22 protein-coding genes are annotated in these 21,772 nt (G+C 60.8%); 19 read left to right on the top strand and 3 right to left on the bottom strand.

Features of this window, described 5'->3' with window-relative positions; translation table 11 throughout:
- Nucleotides 1-2: 2 nt before the first annotated feature.
- Entirely contained in the window at nucleotides 3-1,001 is a 999-nt protein-coding gene (locus AC2FLU_RS01955) for a helix-turn-helix transcriptional regulator (protein ID WP_496811792.1), read from the bottom strand.
- 105 nt (nucleotides 1,002-1,106) lie between these two features.
- Nucleotides 1,107-2,174, bottom strand: coding sequence for a helix-turn-helix domain-containing protein (locus tag AC2FLU_RS01960; protein WP_496811793.1), 1,068 nt, complete (start codon nucleotides 2,172-2,174; stop codon nucleotides 1,107-1,109).
- A gap of 227 nt (nucleotides 2,175-2,401) precedes the next feature.
- Here AC2FLU_RS01960 and AC2FLU_RS01965 point away from each other — a divergent pair, with 227 nt between their 5' ends.
- The 19 genes from AC2FLU_RS01965 (at nucleotide 2,402) to AC2FLU_RS02055 (ending at nucleotide 21,057) form a co-directional block, all read left to right on the top strand.
- Nucleotides 2,402-3,283: a recombinase family protein gene (locus tag AC2FLU_RS01965; protein ID WP_496811794.1), complete on the top strand. Its 882-nt coding sequence runs from the start codon at nucleotides 2,402-2,404 to the stop codon at nucleotides 3,281-3,283.
- 134 nt (nucleotides 3,284-3,417) lie between these two features.
- Complete coding sequence (gene repA, locus AC2FLU_RS01970) at nucleotides 3,418-4,611, top strand: plasmid partitioning protein RepA (RefSeq protein WP_009827042.1); 1,194 nt, start codon at nucleotides 3,418-3,420, stop codon at nucleotides 4,609-4,611.
- Entirely contained in the window at nucleotides 4,595-5,524 is a 930-nt protein-coding gene (gene repB, locus AC2FLU_RS01975; RefSeq protein ID WP_496811795.1) for a plasmid partitioning protein RepB, read from the top strand. Before repA ends, repB begins: the two co-directional genes overlap by 17 nt.
- 213 nt (nucleotides 5,525-5,737) lie before the next feature.
- Nucleotides 5,738-6,949 carry a plasmid replication protein RepC gene (repC, locus tag AC2FLU_RS01980; RefSeq protein WP_496811796.1) on the top strand — a complete coding sequence of 404 codons (1,212 nt, stop codon included), beginning with the start codon at nucleotides 5,738-5,740 and terminating at the stop codon, nucleotides 6,947-6,949.
- Nucleotides 6,950-7,811: 862 nt separating this feature from the next.
- Complete coding sequence (locus AC2FLU_RS01985) at nucleotides 7,812-8,090, top strand: hypothetical protein (RefSeq protein ID WP_496811797.1); 279 nt, start codon at nucleotides 7,812-7,814, stop codon at nucleotides 8,088-8,090.
- A 62-nt stretch (nucleotides 8,091-8,152) separates the two neighbouring features.
- Nucleotides 8,153-8,638, top strand: coding sequence for a hypothetical protein (locus AC2FLU_RS01990; RefSeq protein WP_496811798.1), 486 nt, complete (start codon nucleotides 8,153-8,155; stop codon nucleotides 8,636-8,638).
- Nucleotides 8,639-8,678: 40 nt separating this feature from the next.
- A complete protein-coding gene (locus tag AC2FLU_RS01995) occupies nucleotides 8,679-9,617 on the top strand; it encodes an ArdC family protein (protein ID WP_496811799.1) in 939 nt (312 codons plus the stop codon).
- 23 nt (nucleotides 9,618-9,640) lie between these two features.
- Complete coding sequence (locus tag AC2FLU_RS02000; RefSeq protein WP_012187359.1) at nucleotides 9,641-9,850, top strand: DUF6330 family protein; 210 nt, start codon at nucleotides 9,641-9,643, stop codon at nucleotides 9,848-9,850.
- Nucleotides 9,851-9,937: 87 nt separating this feature from the next.
- On the top strand, nucleotides 9,938-10,327 hold the full coding sequence (locus AC2FLU_RS02005; RefSeq protein WP_274841073.1) for a DUF3768 domain-containing protein: 390 nt from the start codon (nucleotides 9,938-9,940) through the stop codon (nucleotides 10,325-10,327).
- Nucleotides 10,328-10,486: 159 nt separating this feature from the next.
- Entirely contained in the window at nucleotides 10,487-12,469 is a 1,983-nt protein-coding gene (locus tag AC2FLU_RS02010; protein ID WP_496811800.1) for a ParB/RepB/Spo0J family partition protein, read from the top strand.
- 74 nt (nucleotides 12,470-12,543) lie between these two features.
- Nucleotides 12,544-13,137, top strand: a complete 594-nt coding sequence (locus AC2FLU_RS02015) for a hypothetical protein (protein ID WP_058239109.1) — start codon at nucleotides 12,544-12,546, stop codon at nucleotides 13,135-13,137.
- Nucleotides 13,137-13,793 (top strand): DUF6927 domain-containing protein, encoded by a 657-nt coding sequence (locus tag AC2FLU_RS02020; RefSeq protein WP_274841075.1) that lies wholly within the window; start codon nucleotides 13,137-13,139, stop codon nucleotides 13,791-13,793. Before AC2FLU_RS02015 ends, AC2FLU_RS02020 begins: the two co-directional genes overlap by 1 nt.
- Nucleotides 13,794-13,897: 104 nt before the next feature.
- The gene (locus AC2FLU_RS02025; RefSeq protein ID WP_274841076.1) at nucleotides 13,898-14,197 is read left to right on the top strand and encodes a type II toxin-antitoxin system RelB/DinJ family antitoxin; all 300 of its coding nucleotides are present in this window, start codon (nucleotides 13,898-13,900) and stop codon (nucleotides 14,195-14,197) included.
- Complete coding sequence (locus tag AC2FLU_RS02030; protein ID WP_040884151.1) at nucleotides 14,184-14,459, top strand: type II toxin-antitoxin system RelE/ParE family toxin; 276 nt, start codon at nucleotides 14,184-14,186, stop codon at nucleotides 14,457-14,459. The genes AC2FLU_RS02025 and AC2FLU_RS02030 overlap by 14 nt, the downstream gene beginning before the upstream one ends.
- 107 nt (nucleotides 14,460-14,566) lie before the next feature.
- Entirely contained in the window at nucleotides 14,567-18,829 is a 4,263-nt protein-coding gene (locus AC2FLU_RS02035; RefSeq protein WP_496811801.1) for a strawberry notch-like NTP hydrolase domain-containing protein, read from the top strand.
- A gap of 121 nt (nucleotides 18,830-18,950) precedes the next feature.
- On the top strand, nucleotides 18,951-19,337 hold the full coding sequence (locus tag AC2FLU_RS02040) for a DUF6878 family protein (protein WP_496811802.1): 387 nt from the start codon (nucleotides 18,951-18,953) through the stop codon (nucleotides 19,335-19,337).
- A 1-nt stretch (nucleotide 19,338) separates the two neighbouring features.
- On the top strand, nucleotides 19,339-19,800 hold the full coding sequence (locus AC2FLU_RS02045) for a DUF6915 family protein (protein ID WP_496811803.1): 462 nt from the start codon (nucleotides 19,339-19,341) through the stop codon (nucleotides 19,798-19,800).
- 100 nt (nucleotides 19,801-19,900) lie between these two features.
- Nucleotides 19,901-20,203 carry a hypothetical protein gene (locus AC2FLU_RS02050; protein WP_496811804.1) on the top strand — a complete coding sequence of 101 codons (303 nt, stop codon included), beginning with the start codon at nucleotides 19,901-19,903 and terminating at the stop codon, nucleotides 20,201-20,203.
- 125 nt (nucleotides 20,204-20,328) lie between these two features.
- Complete coding sequence (locus tag AC2FLU_RS02055; RefSeq protein ID WP_496811805.1) at nucleotides 20,329-21,057, top strand: DUF736 family protein; 729 nt, start codon at nucleotides 20,329-20,331, stop codon at nucleotides 21,055-21,057.
- A gap of 233 nt (nucleotides 21,058-21,290) precedes the next feature.
- On the opposite strand, the gene AC2FLU_RS02060 is transcribed toward AC2FLU_RS02055, so the two are convergent.
- On the bottom strand, nucleotides 21,291-21,767 hold the full coding sequence (locus AC2FLU_RS02060; protein WP_496811806.1) for a type II CBASS E2 protein: 477 nt from the start codon (nucleotides 21,765-21,767) through the stop codon (nucleotides 21,291-21,293).
- Nucleotides 21,768-21,772 lie beyond the last annotated feature (5 nt).

Consider the following 21,772-nt stretch of genomic DNA (forward strand, 5'->3'; position numbering starts at 1 on the left):
TGTCATGGTAGTGAAGGGAAGTCACTTCGTCGATACGCCTCCACAAGTTCTCGCAGTTCTTTCGGTGCTATGACCTCAACTTGGTTTCCCCATTGGTAAAGATGCCAGGCCATCTCCAAGTGCCCGGAGGCGACAAATCTGACGAGGACGGATCCATCGGGCTGGTCTGAAGCACTCTGGTTTGGGTGAAAGACGAAGCGCCGCGCCGTTTCCGCAGCTTCAGGCGCAAACCGCCATATTACCTCGCCATATTCCTCGTCCGAGTGGTAGGAGCCGAAAGACAGAGCAGCGAATGAATCCAGATGAAAGTCTGGATCTCGTGCAAAACTCTGGCCCGTAATGCTGACCTCTTCGATACGATCCAAACGGAACCGGCGCATCACCTTGTTTCCATCGACTGGCTTCGCAACAAGGTACTGTCGGACACCAAGAAGAACGCCATAGGGGTGAACTACTCTCACGCGCGGTCGCGCATCGTCAGCCCCGCGATAGGAGAGCGTCAGTTCCAAAGGGGCCCGCAAAGCTTCTGTCAACGTTCCAAGCAGTTCCATGTTGGTGACAGACCGAGGCCCTGGGCGAGATGCAAATCCTTGCGCTTCGAGCAAGGCCTCAGCATCCGCTTCGGTGCGTCTGGCATGGCTTGCGGGCATCGCTGCAAGCAGTCTGTCCCGCAAAGCGCGGATGTTTTTTGCATCTTCGAGCGCACCATCGCGAAGCGCGCGTTTCTCCGCCATATCGAGTGCGGCCAATTCACTGTCACGTAGTCCTTGGGCCTGAAGCCATCGAGGATCACTGCGGGGCAAATGCCAGCGGCGGCGGCGCTGATCATCTTCGGTGACGCTAACCTGAGGGAACACTGCTTCAAAAGCACGCATCATGCGCTGCGCGGTTCGGTGATCACAGCCGAACTCGTCCGTCACGTCCTGCAATCGGATTCCATCATACCGCGAGGTCGCCATGTCAGCGACGCGCAACAGATTGGCAGCTTTTGAGAAAGTCATTCTGACGGCCTCATTTCAAATTTGCGTTTGCTGTAATATCCCAGCATGACAATTTCTGTCATGCTGACACATTGAAGCCATCCAGCAAACCCTGAGAAACGACTTTCAGATGTCGAGAGACCACATTCGATATCGCCCTTGCCCGGTCACTTCGCGGATCAAACCGCTTGCCTCCATCCACGCCAGATTGCGCTGAACGGCGGCGCGACTGACTCCAGTCGTCGCCTCAGCCATTGGGGCGGAGACCAAGGGCCACTGAGAGAAAGTTCTTCGCAAGGCAACTGGCGTGCGGCCAGACAATTGCGCCATGACGTTTTCTGCCCGACCGGTCCACGCTTCAATATCGTCAAGTGTTCGCATCGCCGTCAGAATTGCGCTGTTCATGCCATCCAACCAGCGGGCCAAGCGTTCGGTAGGTGTGCCCGAGCCACGCAGCCCCCCTGCCCCGCCCATAGCCAGCGGCGCGAAGACGGCGCCGCTTCCGTCGCAGGCCGCGACCCTGGACGCGGTGACGGCGGCTTCGATCTGGTCTCCGTGCTGTCCGAGGCCCGCCAGACTCCAGAGATGAAAGCCCATGCAAGCCCGGGTGATTGGGTGGAGCTCGGCTGCGGCTGCCATTACATCCAGCCATCCGCCCGCGCGATCTTCGAAACGCTCAGCGCTGTCTTCAATGTTCTCGGGATCGCGGCGATCAAGGAAGGCGGCCATATCAGCTTTTGGTCCGGGACCGCCTGTCAGGCGCCGAACAGCCCATCCAACTCTTGCAAGGGCATTTTGGTCATCCTGTGCGCCCGAGAGCCGCATCGATATCCAGAGCGCCAGGCGGTCAGCACTGACCCGATCCCCTGCGAACCAGCTAAGGTCCGCTGCCTCGATCAGAGCAAGCCGATGCCGCCAGCCTTCCGGGCCGCGCAGCAGCCGGTCATCCAGAGCACCCAGGCGTCCAGCCACGCGTGCCAGTCGCGCAGAGTGAACGCTTTCTGCCTTTGCCCAGTCTTTGATGACGGCATTGTCTGGCGGTTCCGCTCGCGGCCCGGGAGGCAAATCATCTGGTTCTTCTTCGAGTGGTCCCGGCAGAAACCAGAGGTCGTCTTCGTTTGCCTCTTCATCCTCCTCATTGGTGAAGAGTGGGTCATCGAAATCATGAATAATAGCGGATGTTTGGGTCTTCATGTGTGCAAAATACTGTCGTTTTGCACATTACCCAAGTGATTTCTGTGGCGGTTGCCTTCGCCCTTTATATAGTATGCGCGCGCGACTGCCGGTGGAACCTCTCAGATCGCGCTCAGCGCAAGGTAACCAAGGGTTTTTGGACGAGCGCGACGAGAGAGCGCCTACTTGCATTCGTTTACAAACGGTCGTTTAATAGCGATACATAAAATTGCAGACAGCCCGATTTCATGCCCCTGATAGGCTACGCCCGTGTTTCCACAGAGGATCAGACCCTCCTGCCCCAGTCTGAGGCCCTGCAAACTGCGGGTTGCGTCGAGATCTTTGAAGAGCACGCCTCTGGCGGCAATCGCGCACGACCGGTGCTGGCACGCGTGCTCGAACGTGTCCAGAACGGCGACACGCTGGTCGTCGTGCGGATCGACCGGCTTGCGCGGTCTTTGTCGCACTTGCTGGAGGTGATCGAACGTCTGGAGGCCAAGGGGGCTTTCTTCCGTTCTCTCCAAGACCCGATCGACACGGCATCGCCACAAGGCAAGTTCACGTTGCAGGTTCTAGGCGCTGCGGCCGAGTTCGAGCGCGCTCTGATCCGCGAACGCACAAAGGCCGGGCTTGCCTCTGCGCGCGCCAAAGGGCGCGTTGGTGGCAATCCTGGGCTACGCGCCAAGGATCCCGCTGCGCTGCGCAAGGTGCGGCTGGCGCGACAGGACGGCTACATGGAGCGCCTCAACGAGACCGCGCAGGATTGGGTGCCCCATGTGCGCCGCTTGCGCCCCGATATGGCTTGGGAAGACGTCCTGCGGATTATCAATGGCCCCCTGCCCCCAGATCGTCATTGGACCCAAAGCCGCCTGCTCCGCGCCGTGAAGGCATATGTCAGAGACGGATTCCTGCCTGCCGAGGTGCTTGGCCGCGCAGGACGCCGCGAAACCGATGACCGCCTGCCGGCCATCGTGGCGGCCATCAAAGGGTCGGACCCGGATATCGCGCTACAAGCGATCTGCGACCGGTTGGAAGCCATGCGTGAGCGCACCCCTCGAGGCCGCACTGGCTGGCAGCCGTCCTCGGTCAAAATGCTGCTTGAGCGTGCGGAAAAGTTGGGGCTCCTCTGAACACGACACTTGTGTTGGCCTAACGGATAGCCACTAAATCTAGAAAGTGCTTGCACGAATCTGGCTGCTCGGGCAATAGTCTCGAAAAATAACGCGCGGTCACATAAAAAACGCGCCCACGGATCGGGGCAAACATGAGCGAAGCAGAACAGGATCTAGATATCGCCATCGGGCACTACGCGGAACTTCTCGCGTCGAACCTGCATGCTCAGCGCGCTGCACACTTCCCACCAGATGCAAAGAAGGTGATGCGCACTCTGACCAGCGGCGAAGCTGCTGAGCTCCTTGGCGTCGACCATACCTATCTTCGGAAGCTTCATCGAGAAGGAAAGATCGTTGACGTCGAGACGACGGCTGGAAGTCATCGCCGCTATACGCTCGACGATATCTGGGAAATCCGGCAGACGCTTGAAGGAAACGCAAAAAAGTCTGGAACTTACGTGCCTGGACGTCGCGACGGTGACGAGCTTCAAGTCATTTCAGTGGTGAACTTCAAGGGCGGGTCCGGCAAAACGACGACGTCTGCTCACCTCGCTCAGCGCTTGGCGCTCAAGGGGTACAGGGTTCTTGCGATCGATCTCGACCCCCAAGCATCTCTTTCGGCTCTTCACGGAATCCAGCCAGAACTCGACCTCATGGAGGGCGGAACCCTCTATGATGCCGTTCGCTATGACGATCCGGTTCCGATCGCCGAAGTGATCCGCAAGACCTACATCCGCGGCCTTGATCTTATCCCGGGCAACCTTGAACTCATGGAGTTCGAGCACGAGACGCCTGCTGCGATCCAGCGAGGCGGAGCGAAGGCGTTCTTCGCGAGAGTTCATGACGCACTCGATAGTGTTGAAGCGAACTACGACGTTGTTGTGATCGACTGTCCGCCGCAACTTGGTTTCTTGACGATGTCAGCACTTTCCGCGTCCTCTGGTGTGCTCGTGACGGTTCACCCGCAGATGCTTGACCTTATGTCGATGTCCCAATTCCTGCGAATGACTGCGGATCTTCTTGGAGTAATCAGGGATGCAGGCGCAAATCTGCGCTTCGATTGGCTTCGCTTCTTGCCAACGCGATACAAAGTCGGCGACGCACCACAGACCGAAGTCATCGCCTTCATTCGCGGGCTCTTTGGGAGGTCGGTCCTGACCAATCACATGGTTGAGTCGACCGCAATTTCTGATGCCGGCTTGACCAAGCAAACGCTCTACGAAGCTGACAAGAAGGACTTCACGCGTCAGACGTTTGATCGTGCGATCGAGTCTATGAACGCAGTGAACGATGAGATCGCTGAAATCATCCAGAACACATGGGGGCGGAATGGCAAGAAAGCCTAAACTTGGCCTGCCGCTGCAGACCCTTCGCAACGCGCCTGACGCTCTTGAAGGGCGCCGACTGCGTGGCGGTGTTTTTGAGATCGATCCGGCGCAGATTGTTACCGAAGGACGGTTGGATGACAGGCTTCAGATTGAAGTTGAGGGCCTGAAGAGCTCTATTTCCAAGAACGGTCAGCGTGTGCCTGTCTTGGTCCGCCCACTGGAAGGCGATCGCTACAACCTGATCTATGGCCGCAGACGCTTGGAAGCATGTCGCGAACTCGGTATCAAAGTTCGAGCCATCGTCACAGAGGTTGAAGGTGATCAAGCGCTTCGAGATCAGCTTCTCGAGAACCAAGAGCGTCGTGATCTGAGCTTTATTGAACGTGCGCTTGTAGCGACGGCCCTTCTGGACGGCGACCATTTGGAAGGGGCTGAGCGCACCAATCGTGGTGTCGCCGAAGTCCTTAGCCTCCACGAAGCTGGGGTTTCACAGCTCTTGAGTGTCGTTCGGACGGTCGGCGAGGATCTCATCCAGGCAATTGGTGCAGCTCCTGGGATTGGTCGCCCGAGATGGGAAGAGCTCAAAAAGGCTTTGGGTGCCTACGACGGTGATCGGGACCAACTGCTAGCAATAGCTCATGCAGCCAAGTCCGGAAGTTCCGGCTCGGTCGATGAGGTTTCTGAGCGTGCGTTTCTCGCAGTTCTGGCAGCTGCGAAGAGCGCAGAGAAGAAAGCAAGCCCGTCTAGAAAGGGTGTGCCTGCTTTGGCGATCCCCGGTGTTGGAGCTGCGACGGTCAAGACCGGCCGCCAAGGCAAGCAGCTCAAACTTGATCTAACTACGGATGAACCTGATTTTATCAGCTGGTTGGAGGGCAACGCCCCAAAGCTGATTACCGAGCTTCATGAGCGCTGGAAGCGTTCAGGAGACTGAGGAAGAGCAACCAACAAGAAGGAGGCACGATACAGGCAAAAAGAAAAAGGCCCCGAGAAGCTAGCTTCACGAGACCTTTGTAAGGTTTCGCACCGGGATCAGCCCGCTACAAAATCTCAGTTTTCGCACTTCTGAATGTAGCGTTCTGGCCCCTACCCCGCAAGCGCAAAGCGATTCGCGGGCCCTAGAATTTTTGTCTTCGTGGACATTTTCATGGAGTACACACCAATCTCGCCGTTTATGCGGCCGATTTCGCACGCCCATTTGCGTGTCGTTGAACGACACGAGGCATCTGTTCCAGCCAGACCCGTTAACAAGTGGGAACTCCTGCGCGAGCTCTCCAAGGCGCAAACGGCCTTTGGGGTCTCGGAACGTGATCTGACGGTTTTGCAGGGGCTCCTCAGCTTCTTTCCGGACGATGCGCTTGGCGGGAATGCCGAGATGGTCGTCTTTCCCTCGAACAAGGCGATCTGTGAGCGCCTGAATGGTATGCCCTGCTCCACGATGCGTCGTCACCTCGCGCGTCTTGTCGAGGCTGGCTTGCTCCAGCGGCGTGATAGCCCCAATGGGAAGCGCTACGTCCGCAAGCACGGCGAAGACCGCGTTGCCTTTGGCTTTGATCTTTCCCCGCTCTACTGTCAGTCCGAGGAGATAGCACGGGCCGCAGAGGCTGTACGTGAGGCTGAGGAGCGCGTCAGGCGCCTGAGAGAGGTCGTAAGCCTCATGCGCCGCGATCTCGCGGCCCTCGCCGAGTTCGGAGACGAGATGCAGCCAGGCCTAGGCTTCTGGGATCAGCTTCGCGACAGGGCTGCCCTCACAGCCCGCGCGCTTCGTCGCAAGCTTTCAGTTGAGGACCTCGCGGCCCATCGAGCCGATCTTGAAGCTCTCCTTGACCAGGCACGCAACATCATTGATGGCCCTGAAACAGAAGAAATGAACACCAATGATGCCCAATCTGAGCGTCATCATCATAATTCAAATAAAGAATCTATAGATATTGAACCTGCTTTAGAAGAAAGCGGGGCGGCGGCGGGTGTGCCAGATGTGGATACGAATGAGCCGGTGGCTGACGTTGATGAACAGGACACAAGACACCTGCCAAAGATCCCGCTGCACCTAGTGATCGCGGCATGTCCCTCGCTCAAGACCTTCTACCAAGGTGAGATCCGGCATTGGCATCAGCTCTTCGATGCGGCGTGCCATGTGCGGCCAGCCATGGGCATCAGTGCGTCTGCATGGGAAGAAGCACAGCGGTTCATGGGTCCGGAGCAAGCGTCGATCGTCGTTGCTGCCATGCTGGAACGCTTCGCCGACATAAGATCGCCTGGTGGATACTTGCGAGCTCTGACTACCAAAGCTGCGGCAGGCGAGTTTTCCTGTGGCCCAATGGTCATGGCATTGATTGGCCGGCGGAACGCGGCTTAACAGCTGTTAAACTCCGATCTCGTGCGGCTGGCATGGCATAACTTAACAGCTGTTAAGTAGGCTCTCGGCACACAAACGGTGTTCGAGAGAGAAAAGTTAGGGGGTTGAGGTGTGGCGGTATTTGAGATCGTGAAAGTGGCTTTCGCCTTCGTCGCGGCGAAGATCTGATGACGAGGGCATCCCGATCATCATGGTAAAACCTCAGCTGGTGACCATCGCTGCTAGTAGCGCAAAGGCGGCTAGTGAAGAACATACAGAGCGTTGCGCTGTAGCCAACCTAGCAGTTGCGAGCCTCCGCGGCCCCTGCCCTTTTCGATGTCTGAGATCTGATGATGAATACCCTCAACAATTGGCTCCAAGCAATCCGGCGCCTGCTGACGGCGATTTGGGTCCTGGCCTCGGGTCTTCGCTTGGCCTGCATCGCTGCTAATGCCTGAGAGATAGGTTGTGGATGTCTGTTGCATAACATCGTGGCTACGGGCCGTGGTGCACAAGGAGCAGACGACCGATGGTGAACAAAACCGTTTGATCAAGGGCTCGATCCTCGAATTCCCGCGCGCGGGGAAGGTGACCGCGTAACTTCTCAGTCACTTCAATAATGGCGACATGGCGAGCGAGGCCAGCGGCTCCTCAAGTGCAGCAACTGGTTGGCAGCGGTTCCGCGTTCCGCTGATTTAGTCGTATTGGACGACGAGGATATCGCAGAACAGCGGGTGCAACTCAATCTCTTGATTTCATTACACCCGAACTCTTCAAAAGAGTGCTTTGTTGTTGGCTGCGGAATGGTCTGATCCATCCGGTGGATGAAAACCAATTAATAACAATAGGTTATTGTGATTTTTAGTGTTCGCGATGTGACATCATGCCCATAACAGCCATCATCGACATGGTTTCCCTTTCTGGGGTGCCGATCCGCTACATCGCGGGAAGCCAAAGCATCAGCACGCTTTACGAAGACGTTGGCAGTTGCGGGCCGATTGAGCGGTTTGGGCTATCTCGTGAAGAAGGAGCCGCCACAGGTCTAGCCGATGGGCCCTGTGGAAGTTCTGATCCCGTCGTACCAGTACAGTTCGGTGGCGGTTGGGTGTTTCATGGGTTTGGTCCACGAAAAGTGAAAGTGTTCTTCGGGTTTTGTGACTGACGGATGAGGGCCTTTGGGGTCCCTCAGATGGGTCCGGGCCGGGTTCCGGTCTGCCGTTCCGGATGAAGGGCATTCCCATGCAAACAGGTGTCTTGCGCGTGCTCCGCGCGACCGCTGCCTCCTGGTGGCGGCATAGAGAGCTGCGTCGAACCGGCGAAACGGAGCTGGCAGGGCAGCTCGAGCGGAAAGCCGTTCTCCGCGATATCGGCTTTCTCAGGCGGGCTGCCAGTTTGCCGAACGCGCATGTGATCTGCGGAGACGGCGGGACATTCCTCCATCTCGGTTGGACCACCGTCTCGAGTTTCGCGCCGATCGAGCGCTTTCCCCTCGCCGTGCTTGCGGTCGCACGAGGGACGCCGTTCATCGATATCCGACCCATCAGAGATGTCATCGCCTTCGCCAACCTGCCGCGGGTGACGCGGGACGGATCGCTCGACCCTGAGCATTCGGGTGCTGGCAAGTGTGTCTCGCTGACCACCTACATCGACATGGTCGAAGGGCTCGGCGCGAGGATCGCCAACGATCCGCGCCCCCGCCAGTCAACCTGATCACCATTCCCTCTCACCAACACTCGAAAGGAGGCCAACCATGGCCCGATCCCGCACGCCCAAATTCGATGCCTCCGAGGTCATCACGAACGAAATCATCCGCATCATCGAGCGCGGCGTCCTTCCGTGGCGCAAGCCCTGGACCGCAGGTGGCAGCTCTCGCCCCCTGCGCGTGGGCGGTGAACCCTACCAGGGGGTGAACAATTTCCTGCTGACAATGCGGACCGTGATGGCGGGCCACAGCTCTCCCTTCTGGATGACGCTGCCGCAAGCCAATGCGTTGGACGCAAAGGTCCGCAAGGGCGAAAAGTCCTCTGTCGTCGTTTATTACGGCCAAAGCCGGAAAGACGCGGGCGGCGAGGACGACCGCAGCGACGGCGATGATCGCTCGAAGGAAGCCCGCATCTTCCGCTTCCAGAAATCCTATCGCGTGTTCAATGCCTGCCAGATCGATGGCCTGCCCGACAGTTTCTACCCCGACCCGGAGCCAGTGCCTGAACATCCACCCTCCGAGCCCATCCCGCATATGCAGGTGTTTTTCGACGCCATCGACATCACGACCGTTTTCACGGGGACGGAAGCATACTACCTGCCGCCCGTGGACAAGGTGTTCATGCCGTCGATCGCGCGTTTCGAGAACCCGCGGAATTTCTACGGGGTCTGGGCGCATGAGCTCGCCCATGCCACCAAGGCGCGCCATCGCTTGAACCGCGATTTCGGGTTCTCGAAGTTCGGCAACACTTCCTACGCGCGCGAGGAGATCGTCGCGGAATTGACCTCGGTGTTCCTGGGTCAGACGCTCGGCTTCACGGCGCATACGCTCGAGATGAACGCGGCGTATCTCTACAACTGGCTGCGCGTTCTGCGCTCGGACAAGGGCGCCATATTCAAGCACGCCGCTGACGCGCAGCGCGCCTGCGACTACCTGATCGCTCGGTCGGAGGCGGGGAGGGCAGGGGAGGACGCCGAGGCTGCTTGACCATACGGAGAACGGAGACTCGCATGTCACGTAAAGAACCCAAGACGCTGCGGGTGGCCTGCTTCAACGACGGCCGCCGCAAGATCATCTCCTTCAAACGCGGTGCCTATTGGTGGAGCGCGTCTGAGGGCGCGTATCCGCTCTCGGCAGCGCTCGAGAGCATCACGGACCAGGGCGGCTGGATCGAAACCATCCCCAACCCGAATTACAGACCCAAGGGGCTGTTCGGGTAGGGCACCTTCTGCTTCGGTCCTTCCGCCAAGCGGAAAAGAAAAAGCGGGCTTTGGGAAGGGTGTTTCAACTTCTCAAAGGAGAGCCCGATGATCATCATCGCACAAACCCAGCCAGACCGCCCTAATCCGAGTGTGATCGCGGCGCAAAACGACGCGTTTCGCAAGCTTGCCTGCCTTGGAGTGCCGCCCGCGCAGCCCATCCAGGGCCGCATGCATGTGACCCGTTCGCTTATGGAGGCCAGCGACGGCTTCATGGCCGAGGCGGTGAAGGCGACCGGGGAGTTCGACGTATTCGAACCCGAGAATGATCCCGAAGGCTGGCATGATTTCGGGGCGGTCGAGATCCGGGGCGAGACCGTGTTCTGGAAGATCGATCTCTATGAAGCAGACTCGGATTTCCGCTACGGGGCTGAGACCCCGGACAATCCTGCCACCACCATGCGCGTGCTGACCATCATGTTGGCGCGCGACTGGTAGAAGGGCAGGGGACGCCTCCCCCTGACATCTCAGACGAGGAAGGCCCGCTGCCCCCAAAAAAGGCAAAGCGGGCCTTTTGTCGTGGTGATCCCCGATGCCGGGGATTGGTCACGCGCGTGAACGCGCAGGCCACACCTCATCCACCGAAAAGGACATCCCATGACCGCAAACTTTACCCCTCTCACCGTCGCAATCGGCGATCTGACAGCACATCCGGCCAATGTGCGCAGCAACTCCCCCGAGACCTATGACCCCGAAAACATCTCGCATCTGAAAGCCAGCATCGCGGTGCTGGGTCTCCTCCAGCCGCTCCTGGTCCAGAAGATCAACGGCAAATATGCCGTGCTCGCAGGCGGTCGCCGCCATGCCGCCCTGAAAGAACTGGTCGCGGACAAGAGCGAGAAGGGGTTCACCGCGAAAACCAAGGTCGACTGCCGCCTTGTGCCCGAGGATTGCGACGTCACCACCGCCCTGTCGCTCGCCGAGAACATCACGCAAGCGCCGATGAACGCGATTGACGAGTTCGAGGCTTTCGCGCGGATGATGGACGTCGACGGCCAGACGCCTGAGACCATCGCTAAGACCTTCGGCACGACCGTCGCCGCCGTCAAAGGCCGGTTGCGCTACGGGCTGATCCACCCCTACATCCGCGCTGCGGTTCGGGCCAAGACGATCACGCTCGACACGATGAAGGCCTTTGCCGAGCACCCGAGCCAGGAGGTGCAGCGCGAGGTCTACGAGGTGCTCACCAAGGACGGCGGCTATCTGCAGGCCTACACGGTCCGTCAGGCTTTGAAGTCCCGCGGCGTGCAGGTCAGCGACGATATCGGGGCTTTCGTGCGCGAAGACTACGAGGCCCGCGGCGGCGCTGTCTCGGCCGATCTGCTGGACGAGCATTCGGTGCTCGAGGATACGGCACTGGTCGAGACCATCCTGCTCGAGAAACTCACGGCTGCCGCCGAGGAGGCCCGCATGAGGCTGGGCTTTGCCTGGGCCGATGCGATGGTCCGCTATGATTACGCGGCCATGGCCGACTATGGCCGCGTCTATCCCGGCCCGATCGAGCCGGATGAGACCGCCCAGAAGCGCATCGATGAGATCACCGTCGAGCTCGAGAAATTGCAGCTCGAGATGGAGGACGAGGGGCTCGAAGACGACGCCTACAACGCCCTTTACGAGCGCGTGGACACCTTGGAAGAGGAAGCGCGGGATCTGCAGGAGGCCTACAGCGCCGAGGACCTGGCGCGATCTGGAGTGATCGCGTCGTGGCAGGGTGGTCAGACCACGCTCCATGTTGGCCTCGTTCGCCCGGAGGACACCGCGAAAGAGGAGGGCGGGCGTGTCTCTTCAAGCAACCGAACGGGCGAGGAGGCCCCGGACCCCGGCGAGATCACCTACCCGGCCTCGCTGGCCGAGGACCTCAAGACCGAGCGGGCAATGGCCCTTGGCGCCGCGATGGCGCTGCATCCGGAGGCCACGCTCGATCTGGCGCTCTTCAAGCTGGTGAGCGACGTTCTGGGTCGCGGCATGAGCGTCACGCAGGCGATCAAGGTAGAGGCTCGCAAGGAATACCGCAGCCACGCCAAGATGGACGAGATCGATGGCACCTCGCTTGAGCAGGCGGCGGTGGCGCATGATGCGCTTGACCTCTCGTGGCACGATGACACCCGCCCGCCCGCGGATCAGTTCGCGGCGTTTCGCGCGCTCGAAGCGGGTGAGAAGGCCAAGCTTGTGGCTTATGCGACGGCCAGCACCACGCAGTCCTGTTTTGCCCGGGACCGGCAGCGTGACAGCCTGATGCATGCGTTCGAGATCGAGATCATGCCCGACATTCGCGCGTATTGGACGCCGAATGCGGCGCTGTTCAATCGCTTCAAGAAGGCTTGGCTCCTGAAGATCCTCGGCGAAGATCTGGGTCTCGCCCAGGAGGCGGTGACGCTGGCCTCTTCGAGCAAGAAGGAGATCGTCGCCTTCTGCGACAAGCTCTTCGCCGAGCCCTTCGCCACGCTTACGGACGCGCAGCGCGCCGCCGTGGCCGCCTGGTGCCCGCCGATGATGCAAACCGCCGGTTTCGCCTGTGATGACACGGCGCCCACTGCGGAAACCCCCGTCCCTGACAGCGAAGTCGCGCAAGCGGCCTGACGCATCAAGCGACCCGCGCGAGGCGCAATGCCTGCGCGGGTCGATCCTTCCAAACCGAACGGAAAGACATCCCCATGGCTATTCTCAAGTTCTCTGCCTCCGCCGTTGCGGCGCAGATCGCTCATGCGCGCGCCTGCAAGACCTTCCTGCCCAACTGGAACGGGCCCGTGGACAGGCCCGCCCTGATCCTCATCGTCGGCAATGGTGTGCATCTGCGCTCGAACGGCATCGACGGCACGACCACCCGCATCGTCACCACCGAGCAGGCCGATCCCTCCTTCGCCTTCGCCGACGGCATGAACCCGTTTCGAGACAGCGACTGGATGGCGCAGCGCCGCATGGCGTTTCGCGATCTGACCGGTCAGTTCTACACTGACATCCTCGATGATGTGCAGGTGCTCATCGACCGGGGGCGGGGGGCCATCCGGCTCGCTACCGATGGCCACAGCATCCGCGTCTTCGTGCGCCGGGCCTCGGACTATCTCATCGGCGGAACCTACGAGGTGCCCTCGGGTCTTGGCGGCACCTTCCGGGTCATCCTCAAGGATGCCTGCGACACCTTCGCGATCGTGCAGAACTGCGGCAATTGCGAGGATTTCGACGCGATGCAGCCCTACCGCGTGCCGCTCGATGCGCTGATGGAAATCGATGACCGGAGGGCGGCGTGATGGGTTGGCTCTTCTATACCGATCGCCGCGTCCAGACCTACGCGGATGAGAAGGCGGAGATCACCCAGCTCTGCACCTTCGAGGGCGACACGCGCAAAACCGAGCTGGTCAAAGCCTGTAAGGTTGGCTCCACTTGGTATGCGGCGGCAAGGTTCACCAATCTCGACGGCACCCCTGTCGAAGACACGACCTACGTCACCGATGCGGATGGCTCCATCACTTTCGGGGCTGTCTTCCTCACCCGATACGATGATGGCTGCTGGGGCTACAAGGACATGGAAGAAAGCGCAGGACCAGTCGAATCTCGCGCACCACTGATCCTGTTGGCCCTGCTGTCCGAGCTGAAAGACCCAGACAGCTACGCCCAGAACTGGCGTCAGCGTTGCCGGGACTGGGCTGCGATCCCGGACTACGAGGAAGGCGACAAGATCAGGCTCACCACGCCCGTGACGCTCACCGATGGCAGCACCTGCCAGATCGTCACAGCGACGCACTACAGACGGGGGCGGCAAAAACGCCGCTGCTACCGCATCGAGGAAACCGGCGGGCTCGTGCGGCTCTCGAAGGCTTCGCTTGCCGGCTCGGAGCTGCTCAGCTCCGCAAAAGGCGATGCCAGTCCTGTGCTGGCGGAGTATCTCGCGGGGCAGCGTGGCTGAGTTTCCCGCTGAGACAACACCACAGGACCACGCGCTCACATACTGCCGACTTGAAACCGTATCTCAAATGAGATACATCACTCCCATCAACTGGAGGACCATCCATGCCTGCCCAAACATCCATGCTTCATGTCCGTGTTGACGATCAGCTGAAAGCACAGGCTTCGGACGCACTTGCGGGCGTCGGTCTGACGCTCTCCGACGCGGTGCGTATTCTTCTGACCCGCGTGGCCGCAGAAGGCGGCTTGCCTGCCGGATTGACTTCTGATCCGGATGCCCATGACGCCTGGTTCCGGGCGAAGGTACAGGAAGCGCTGGACGATCCTAGGCCCACAACGCCCCATGCCAAGGCGATGCAAGACGCCCAGGCGTTGATTGACGGGAAGCGCCTTGCCAAATCTTGAATGGAAAGCCACGGCCATCGCCGACTTGCTGGCAATCATTGACTACATTTCCGACGACAACCCGGATGCCGCCCAAGTTCTCAAAGATGAGATTGAACACAAGACGTCCCTTCTTCCAGAACGCCCTCAAATGTATCGTGCGGGCCGTGTCGATGGGACCCGGGAGATGGTTGTTCGGCCGAACTACATCGTGGTTTATGTTGAAGGCCCTGAGATGGTGACCATTTTGCGCGTTCTTCATGCTGCGCAGCAGTGGCCATGATCGGAGTGCAGGCCCCCCGCTAAGAAATTGCCCGCTCTACGCCTTCAAAGTGTAGAGCGGGCTTTTTGTCCTTTGGAACTCAGACCCTGATCCAAAGGAAAATCCCCATGTCCAAGCCCAAACCGGCAAACCCGGCTTTCCCAATCTCTGACACTGATCTCGCAAATGCCATCGCGCAAATCGGCGCGGAGATCGACCACCAACCCCTGCGTAGCTCAGCGCTCGCGCGCATCATGCGCGAGACGTTTCATGGCAGCGATGCCGGCGGTGCCTGGGACTGGCGCATGGCATATGACCTGATGCAGGCCGCGGCTGTTCAGGTGCTGCTGCGTGGGGCCGACGCGGCAGATGACATCGCCAGCGCAAAGCTGCTTGCCTCAAGGCTCCTCACCGAAACCCGCCGCTCCGAGCAGCAGATCCGGCTGCAGCAGTTTTCCACGCCGCTGCCATTCGCGGCGCTGGTCGTGCGGGCGGCGGCGATCCGCAAGGGCGAGACCGTGCTGGAGCCGTCGGCTGGCACCGGCGCTCTCGTTACTTTCGCCGCCCGGGACGGTGCCACGCTTTTGCTCAACGAGATCGACCCCTTTCGCCAGCGCCTATTGCGCGCTGTCTTCGGTGGCGCGGTAACGGGCCATGACGGCGAGCATATCGACGATCTGCTGCAGGCGCCGGTACTACCCGACGTCGTGGTGATGAACCCGCCCTTCGCGTCTTCGGTCGATCGTTCCCGGGACAAGCACATCGCCGCCAAGCATCTCATCGCGGCTGCAAAGCGCCTGGCACCCGGCGGGCGGCTTGTGGCGATCATGCCGCCGGGATTCACGTCTGAGCGCGATGCCGCGCATTGGTCCCGCGCCTGCGGTCTCCTCACGCCGCGACTGGCGCTGACGATGCCGGGGCAAGTCTACCGAAAGCTTGGCACCTCTGTTGAAACCCAGCTGATGGTCTTCGACAATGTGCAGGAGGACGGCGAGATGATCCGCGCCACTGTGTGCGATCTGGATGAAGCCCTTCCTTTTGTCGATGCCGTGGCCGCAACACGGACCGAGATGCGCCCAGTCCAACGGGGGGCAGCGGTTACTCCTGCGCGACCGATCGGTCCAGCATCTGTCCCGCGCAAGACCGCCGGTACGCCTGTCGCCCCCTCCAAACCCCAGGCGAATGCCGTCCGCTCGCTCAGTTTCACAAGCTTTCAGACCCCGCGCGACAACACGCCCATCTCGGACATCTATGCGCGCTACCGCCCGCAACGAATCGAGATTGCAGGCGCGCACGAACATCCCACGCCGTTGGTCGAGAGCATCGCCATGGCCTCTGTCGCGCCACCCGTGCCTTCGGGTGCCGCCAGTTCGGAATTGCGCCTGCCAGCACGATTGATCGAGGAGGGACATCTCTCAGAGGCGCAGCTCGAGACCATCATCATGGCGCATGATGCCCATGGGCGCGACCTGCCTGGTCGGTTCACCATCGATGAGGACCAAACGAGGCTGACGCGCGCCGACGATGACCCAGTCGCACGCGCCTATCGCCTCGGCTATTTCCTCGGCGACGGCACCGGTTGTGGCAAGGGCCGCGAATGTGCAGGGCTCATCCTAGTAAACTGGCTGGCCGGGCGCAGGAAGGCGATCTGGGTCTCCAAATCCGCCACGCTCATCGAGGACGCGATCCGCGACTGGACCGATCTCGGCGGCTCGCCCGCCGACATCCAGCCGCTCTCCAAATGGAAACCGGACCAGCCCATCCCGATGGGCGACGGCATCCTCTTTGTCACCTACGCTACGCTGCGGTCCGCGGGCAAATGCGGCACCACGCGACTGAGCCAGATCCTCGACTGGATGGGTGAAGACTTTGAAGGCGTCCTCGCTTTTGATGAGGCCCATGCCATGCAGAACGCCGCAGGGTCCGAGCAGGGCAGGGGGGTCAAACCCTCCCAGCAGGGCCTTGCTGGCCTACGGCTGCAACTGGCAGCACCCCGGGCTCGCGTCTTCTACATCTCGGCCACGGGGGCCACGAGTGTCCACAACCTCGCCTATGCCGCGCGGCTGGGGCTCTGGGGGCAAGGCCCCGAATACCCCTTCCCGAGCCGCGAGAGCTTCGTCTCGGCGATGGAAGCCGGCGGCGTGGCGGCAATGGAGGTGGTCGCGCGCGATCTCAAGACGCTCGGGCTCTACACGGCCCGCGCCCTCAGTTTCGATGGCGTGGAGTATGACGTGCTCGAACACGCGCTCACTCTGGCCCAGATCGAGATCTACGACGCTTACGCGGGTGCGTTTCGCACCATTCACCACAATCTTGAAGCAGCACTGACTGCGACTGGCGTCAATGACGCCTCGGGCGAGACCAATGCCTCGGCCGCACGCGCCTCGGCCAAGTCCCGCTTCGAGAGCACGAAGCAGCGCTTCTTCAATCATCTGCTGATGGGCATGAAGGCACCGACCATCATCCGCGCCATCGAGGAAGACTTGGCCGGGGGCCATGCCTGCGTCATCCAGGTGGTTTCGACCGGCGAGAGCCTGCTGAAACGTCGGCTTGAGTTGATGGACGCGGAAGACGAGCTCGTCGAGGGTGCCTTGACGCCGCGCGACTATGTTCTGGGCTATCTCGAACAAGCCTTTCCAATCCACGCGCAGAAGCTCGTGGAGATCGACGGTAACATGGTCGCGGAACCCTTGCGCGATGAGACCGGCGCGCTGGTCGTCTCGCGCGAGGCGCTCGCCCTGCGCGACGCGGCCATGATGGAGTTGATGACTCTGGCCCCGATCCCCTCAGCGCTCGACCAGATCCTCTGGGCCTTTGGTGACGAGGCTGTCGCCGAGGTCACTGGGCGATCTATCCGGCCCCTCAAGGCCGAGGACTGTCATCTCTTCACCGAAAAGCGTAGCGCAAGCAGCAATTCCTCCGAGACCCAAGCCTTCATGGATGGTGAGAAGGATATCCTGATTTTTTCTGACGCGGGCGGGACGGGCCGATCCTATCATGCGGCGCAAACGGCCAAGAACCAGAAGCGTCGGCGTCACTACCTGCTGGAGCCCGGCTGGCGCGCCGATGCGGCCATCCAGGGGCTCGGTCGCACGCATCGCTCGGCCCAGGTCAGCGCGCCCTTCTTCCGGGTCTGCACCTCGGATGTGCATGGCGAGAAGCGCTTCACCTCGACGATCGCCAAGCGCCTCGACCAGCTGGGGGCCTTGACGAAGGGCCAGCGTGAGACCGGCTCGCAAGGCATGTTCCGCGAAGAGGACAATCTCGAAAGCCCGATCGCACGCGCCGCACTGCGCGGGTATTTCGCCGATCTTGCCGCCGGACGCGCTGAGGCGATGAGCTACGAGAGCTTCACCGACTGGACAGCCCTGCGGCTGATCGACAAGGACGGCGTGCTGCTCGAGGAGCTTCCGCCGATCCAACGGTTTCTCAACCGGGTGCTTGCCCTTCCCATCCACATGCAGAACGCGCTCTTTGCCGAGTTCATGCGCCGGATTGCCCATCAGACTGAACGGGCGCGCGCAGCGGGCACGCTCGACCTCGGCGTCGAAACCCTGCGCGGCGAGAAGATCGAGCAGGTCTCGACCGAGGATCTCTGGACCTGCCCGAAATCCGGCGCCGTGACGCGGATCATCGGGCTCGAGGTCACCGACCCGGTGCATGTGCTGGGCGCCGAAGAGACCATGTCGCGGAATCCCGACAAGCTACCCATGGTCAATCGCGCCTCCGGCCGCGCGGCGCTGATCTCGGCGCGGCCCATGCAGATGTATGACGAGGACATCGTCACGCTGATGCGTAAGGCGGTGCGACCCAACGGGTCGAACTATCTGGAGGAAATACGCTTCGCGTCCTCGGCCTGGGAAGAGATCGGCAGGTCTGAGTTCGCACGGCTTTGGGATGAAGAGGCTGCGTCTATGCCAAAAACCACCACGACCAAACTCTATCTGCTGACCGGGCTGCTACTGCCGATCTGGAAGGATATTCCGACCACCAATGAGCGTATCTACCGTGTGACGCCAGACGGGGCGACCGCCATGATCGGGCGCACGCTCAGTGAGGAAGGGGCGGCCGCGCTGCGCGCTCGCTTCCTCGTGTCAAATCCGCAAACACCGCAGGAAATGCTGACCGCCGCCCTTGGCACCACCGCGCCTGTCGATCTGGGCCGGGGGATGACCCTGACCCGTCGCCGGGTCGCAGGCGAGATGCGCCTTGAGTTTGGCGGCGCGGACAAGGGCATGATTGATGGCCTCAAGGCCATGGGGTGTTTCACGGAGATCATCGCCTTCCAGCTGCGGGTTTTCCTGCCGCATGGGGACGGGATCGACACGGGAAGCATTCTGGCCCGGATCGTGGGGCAGAGGCCTGCCATCACGGCAGACCAAGCCGCCTGAAAAGTCAAAGGGGGCTTTGTGTCGGGTATCGCGGATCGGGGTTTGGCCGGTCTGCGCTTTCCGGGCGCGCGCTGACCAATGCCGCGCCCGGCCCCCCAATTGCAGACAAAAGGACAGACCCATGACCAAACCCCAAATGGACTATGCCGCAATGGCGGCTCAGTGGCGCGCCGAGCGCGAAACCACCCTGAAAGCAACCCGAGCGGAACTGATCGCGCAATTGCGCGCGCTTGGCATCAACGAGGTCACCGCCGAATACGAAGGCTATGGCGACTCTGGCAATGTCGAGGACGTGAATGTGCAGCCTGCGGAGGTCCAACTGTCGGAAGCGCTTGTCACCGCCGTGGGCGATTTCGCCTGGTCACTCGCCTATCATCATCATCCGGGGTTCGAGAACAACGAGGGCGGCTACGGCACGCTGACCTGGGACATTGCAGCAGACAGCATCACCCTCGATCACGCCGACCGCTATGTCGAATGCTCGCACAGCTATGACGAGGGGCTTTGAGATGGCCCATCCGCTTCATCATGCCGAAAGCTCTGCCCGGAAATTCGGCGGGGTGCCGTCTGACTATCAGGCCGTCCACGATTGGTTTGACGCCTCGAAAGAGCATCTCGCGCTTTTCACGCACCGGGCCTTGCGCCACCATACCCAAGGTCTGTTCGATGCTGAACGTGTCTTCGGTCTAACCCTGACCAATAGCGCAAGTCGGGACATTCCCGTGCGCTGGATCGGCGAGCAGCATATCCGTGAAGACTGCCAGGGCCGCATTCCCAGCATGGCGGACTGGCTGCGACGGATCCAGCCCGAGCCATGGATGGCCAATGGCCATATCGACCGGCATGTCGGCTCCGAGCCCTACGGCGACCCAAGGGCCGCCTGGGCATCTGAAGTCGCCGCCGGCAGAACGGTTCTTGGTCTGAAGGATTGGAAGGCGGCGCACGCGACACAAGCCACGCAAGGTGCCTGACAGCTCTCGGCCGTTGGCCAAACAAATGCTGCATGGAAGCCCGGTTGGACGACCGGGCTTCTTGCGTCGTTTCCCCACCATTCTTCGTAAGGAGCTTCGCATGACACTCGATGACATCAAGGCGGCCGTCGATGCCGGCCAAACCGTGCACTGGGCCAATACTGGCTACGTTGTCCACAAGGACCGTGTCGGTCAGTACCTCATCACTTATCTGCCGAACGGCAGCTGCATCGGCCTGACCGACCGGGGCGGGCAACGGTTGAACGGAAAAGAGGCGGAGTTCTTCATCGCGCGATCGGAGGACGGCGCGGAAAATCCGGGCAGCCAATCAAGACCAGATGGGCAGGGGAGGGGCGCAGCACCCGAAGGCGCGGGGGTATTCCCAGTCGGACGGCAGCTCTGACCCGTGGGCGGGGCTGAAAGGAAAGCAAGCTTTCTGGTTTGTGATCCCAGGAGGGGTCGAGAAAGCAATCCCGGATGCGCTGGCAAGAACGTCAGGCACCGGCCAATCCAAGAAGGAACTATCCCATGTTCGCAGGAACCCTCACCCGCAATGTCGAGACCGCCGCCGCCGAATACACCGGCATGATCCACTCGACGCGCTTTGACATCGCCATCCAGTTGGAGGCGCGGGCCAAGATGTCCGCTCGCAGCCCGGATTATGACGTAACGGCGATCAACAAGTCCGGCCGCAAGGTGCGTATCGGCACGGCCTGGAATGAGACGGGCAATACCAGCGGCAACCCCTACATCTCGATGCAGATCGATGTCGGCCTCGGCCCGTTCCGGGTCAACGCGGTGCAGACGAAAGAAGCGCGCACGGCCCAGAGCGGCGAGTTCGAGATCATCCCGCTGGTCTCGAACGGCCTGATGAAATCCGGCTCGATCTCGGGCGAGCTGACCGCCATGGACGCTGACAACGCCTTCACCGGCTACATCGCCAACATGATGTTCGATCTGGAGTTCATGCTGATCGAGAACAGCTACAAATCCGAGGAGACCCACCCGGATTACCGGATCGAGGTCAGCTCGCCCCGGGGTAAACCAATCCGCGTCGGCTCGGCGTGGATGGCCAAAAGCAGCCGCACGGGCAATGACTACCTGTCGCTGCTGATCAACACGCCTGATGGCGACCTGCGCGTCAACGCCGTGCAGAATGAAGAACAGCGCGGCGGGCAGACCTTCTCGATCATCCCGTTCATCGACAGCGGTGAGCAGCCGCAGGACGCGGGCGCGGGGCTGTCGTTGGTCGCCTAATCGGCGCGCGAGGGGGACACGACCTGAACCGAAAGGGGAGCCGTGGGACCACGGTTCCCCTTTTTCTGTGCTGACAGGGTGTAGATACGCACTTGAGTTTGTTGAGTGCCGAACCGCCCTACTGTGGTTCTCAGGATTATGCGCCGCCGTTGCCTCACGTCAAAAATGATCATCCGCCACAGTCACTCGGTTCCAACTCGGTTCACATCATACAATGAGATTAACAGCGGATTTTAGCGTTGTCGTTGAAGGCTGCGCCTCAACGCACGGTTGCCCTCGTTTGGGTCATCCTCTCCAGGGTGCTTCCCTCCGCCCTTCCATTCGTCCGATGCAAGCCATTCCTCGAAATAGATCAGCCAGAGGTGGGTCCAGGGGATAATGGTGAGGTCCAGACGCTTGCTGGCGTCCCATTGTCCGGTTCCGGGCAGATAGAGACAGAGCCGATCAGGGTCATGGTAGATATGTGGCAGGTCGCGTTCACCGGCGAGCAACCTCAAGTCAGGACTTATAACCCGAACGTCCGGTGTTCCGTCCCTCTCCAGGACAAGGGTGACCTGATACGTCCGAGAAAGCGGCGTAGGTTGTGCGTGAAAATGCCATTCCAACCGGCGCGGACCGAGCACCCCCTCGCCGGCTACTATCTTGGACTTCTGCAGGAACAGGTACTGCTGGGGCAGTGTCAGCCGGATTCTTGTGGTCGATCCCGCCATCGCGC

The sequence above is a fragment of the Ruegeria sp. SAZD013 genome (genome assembly GCF_059612525.1).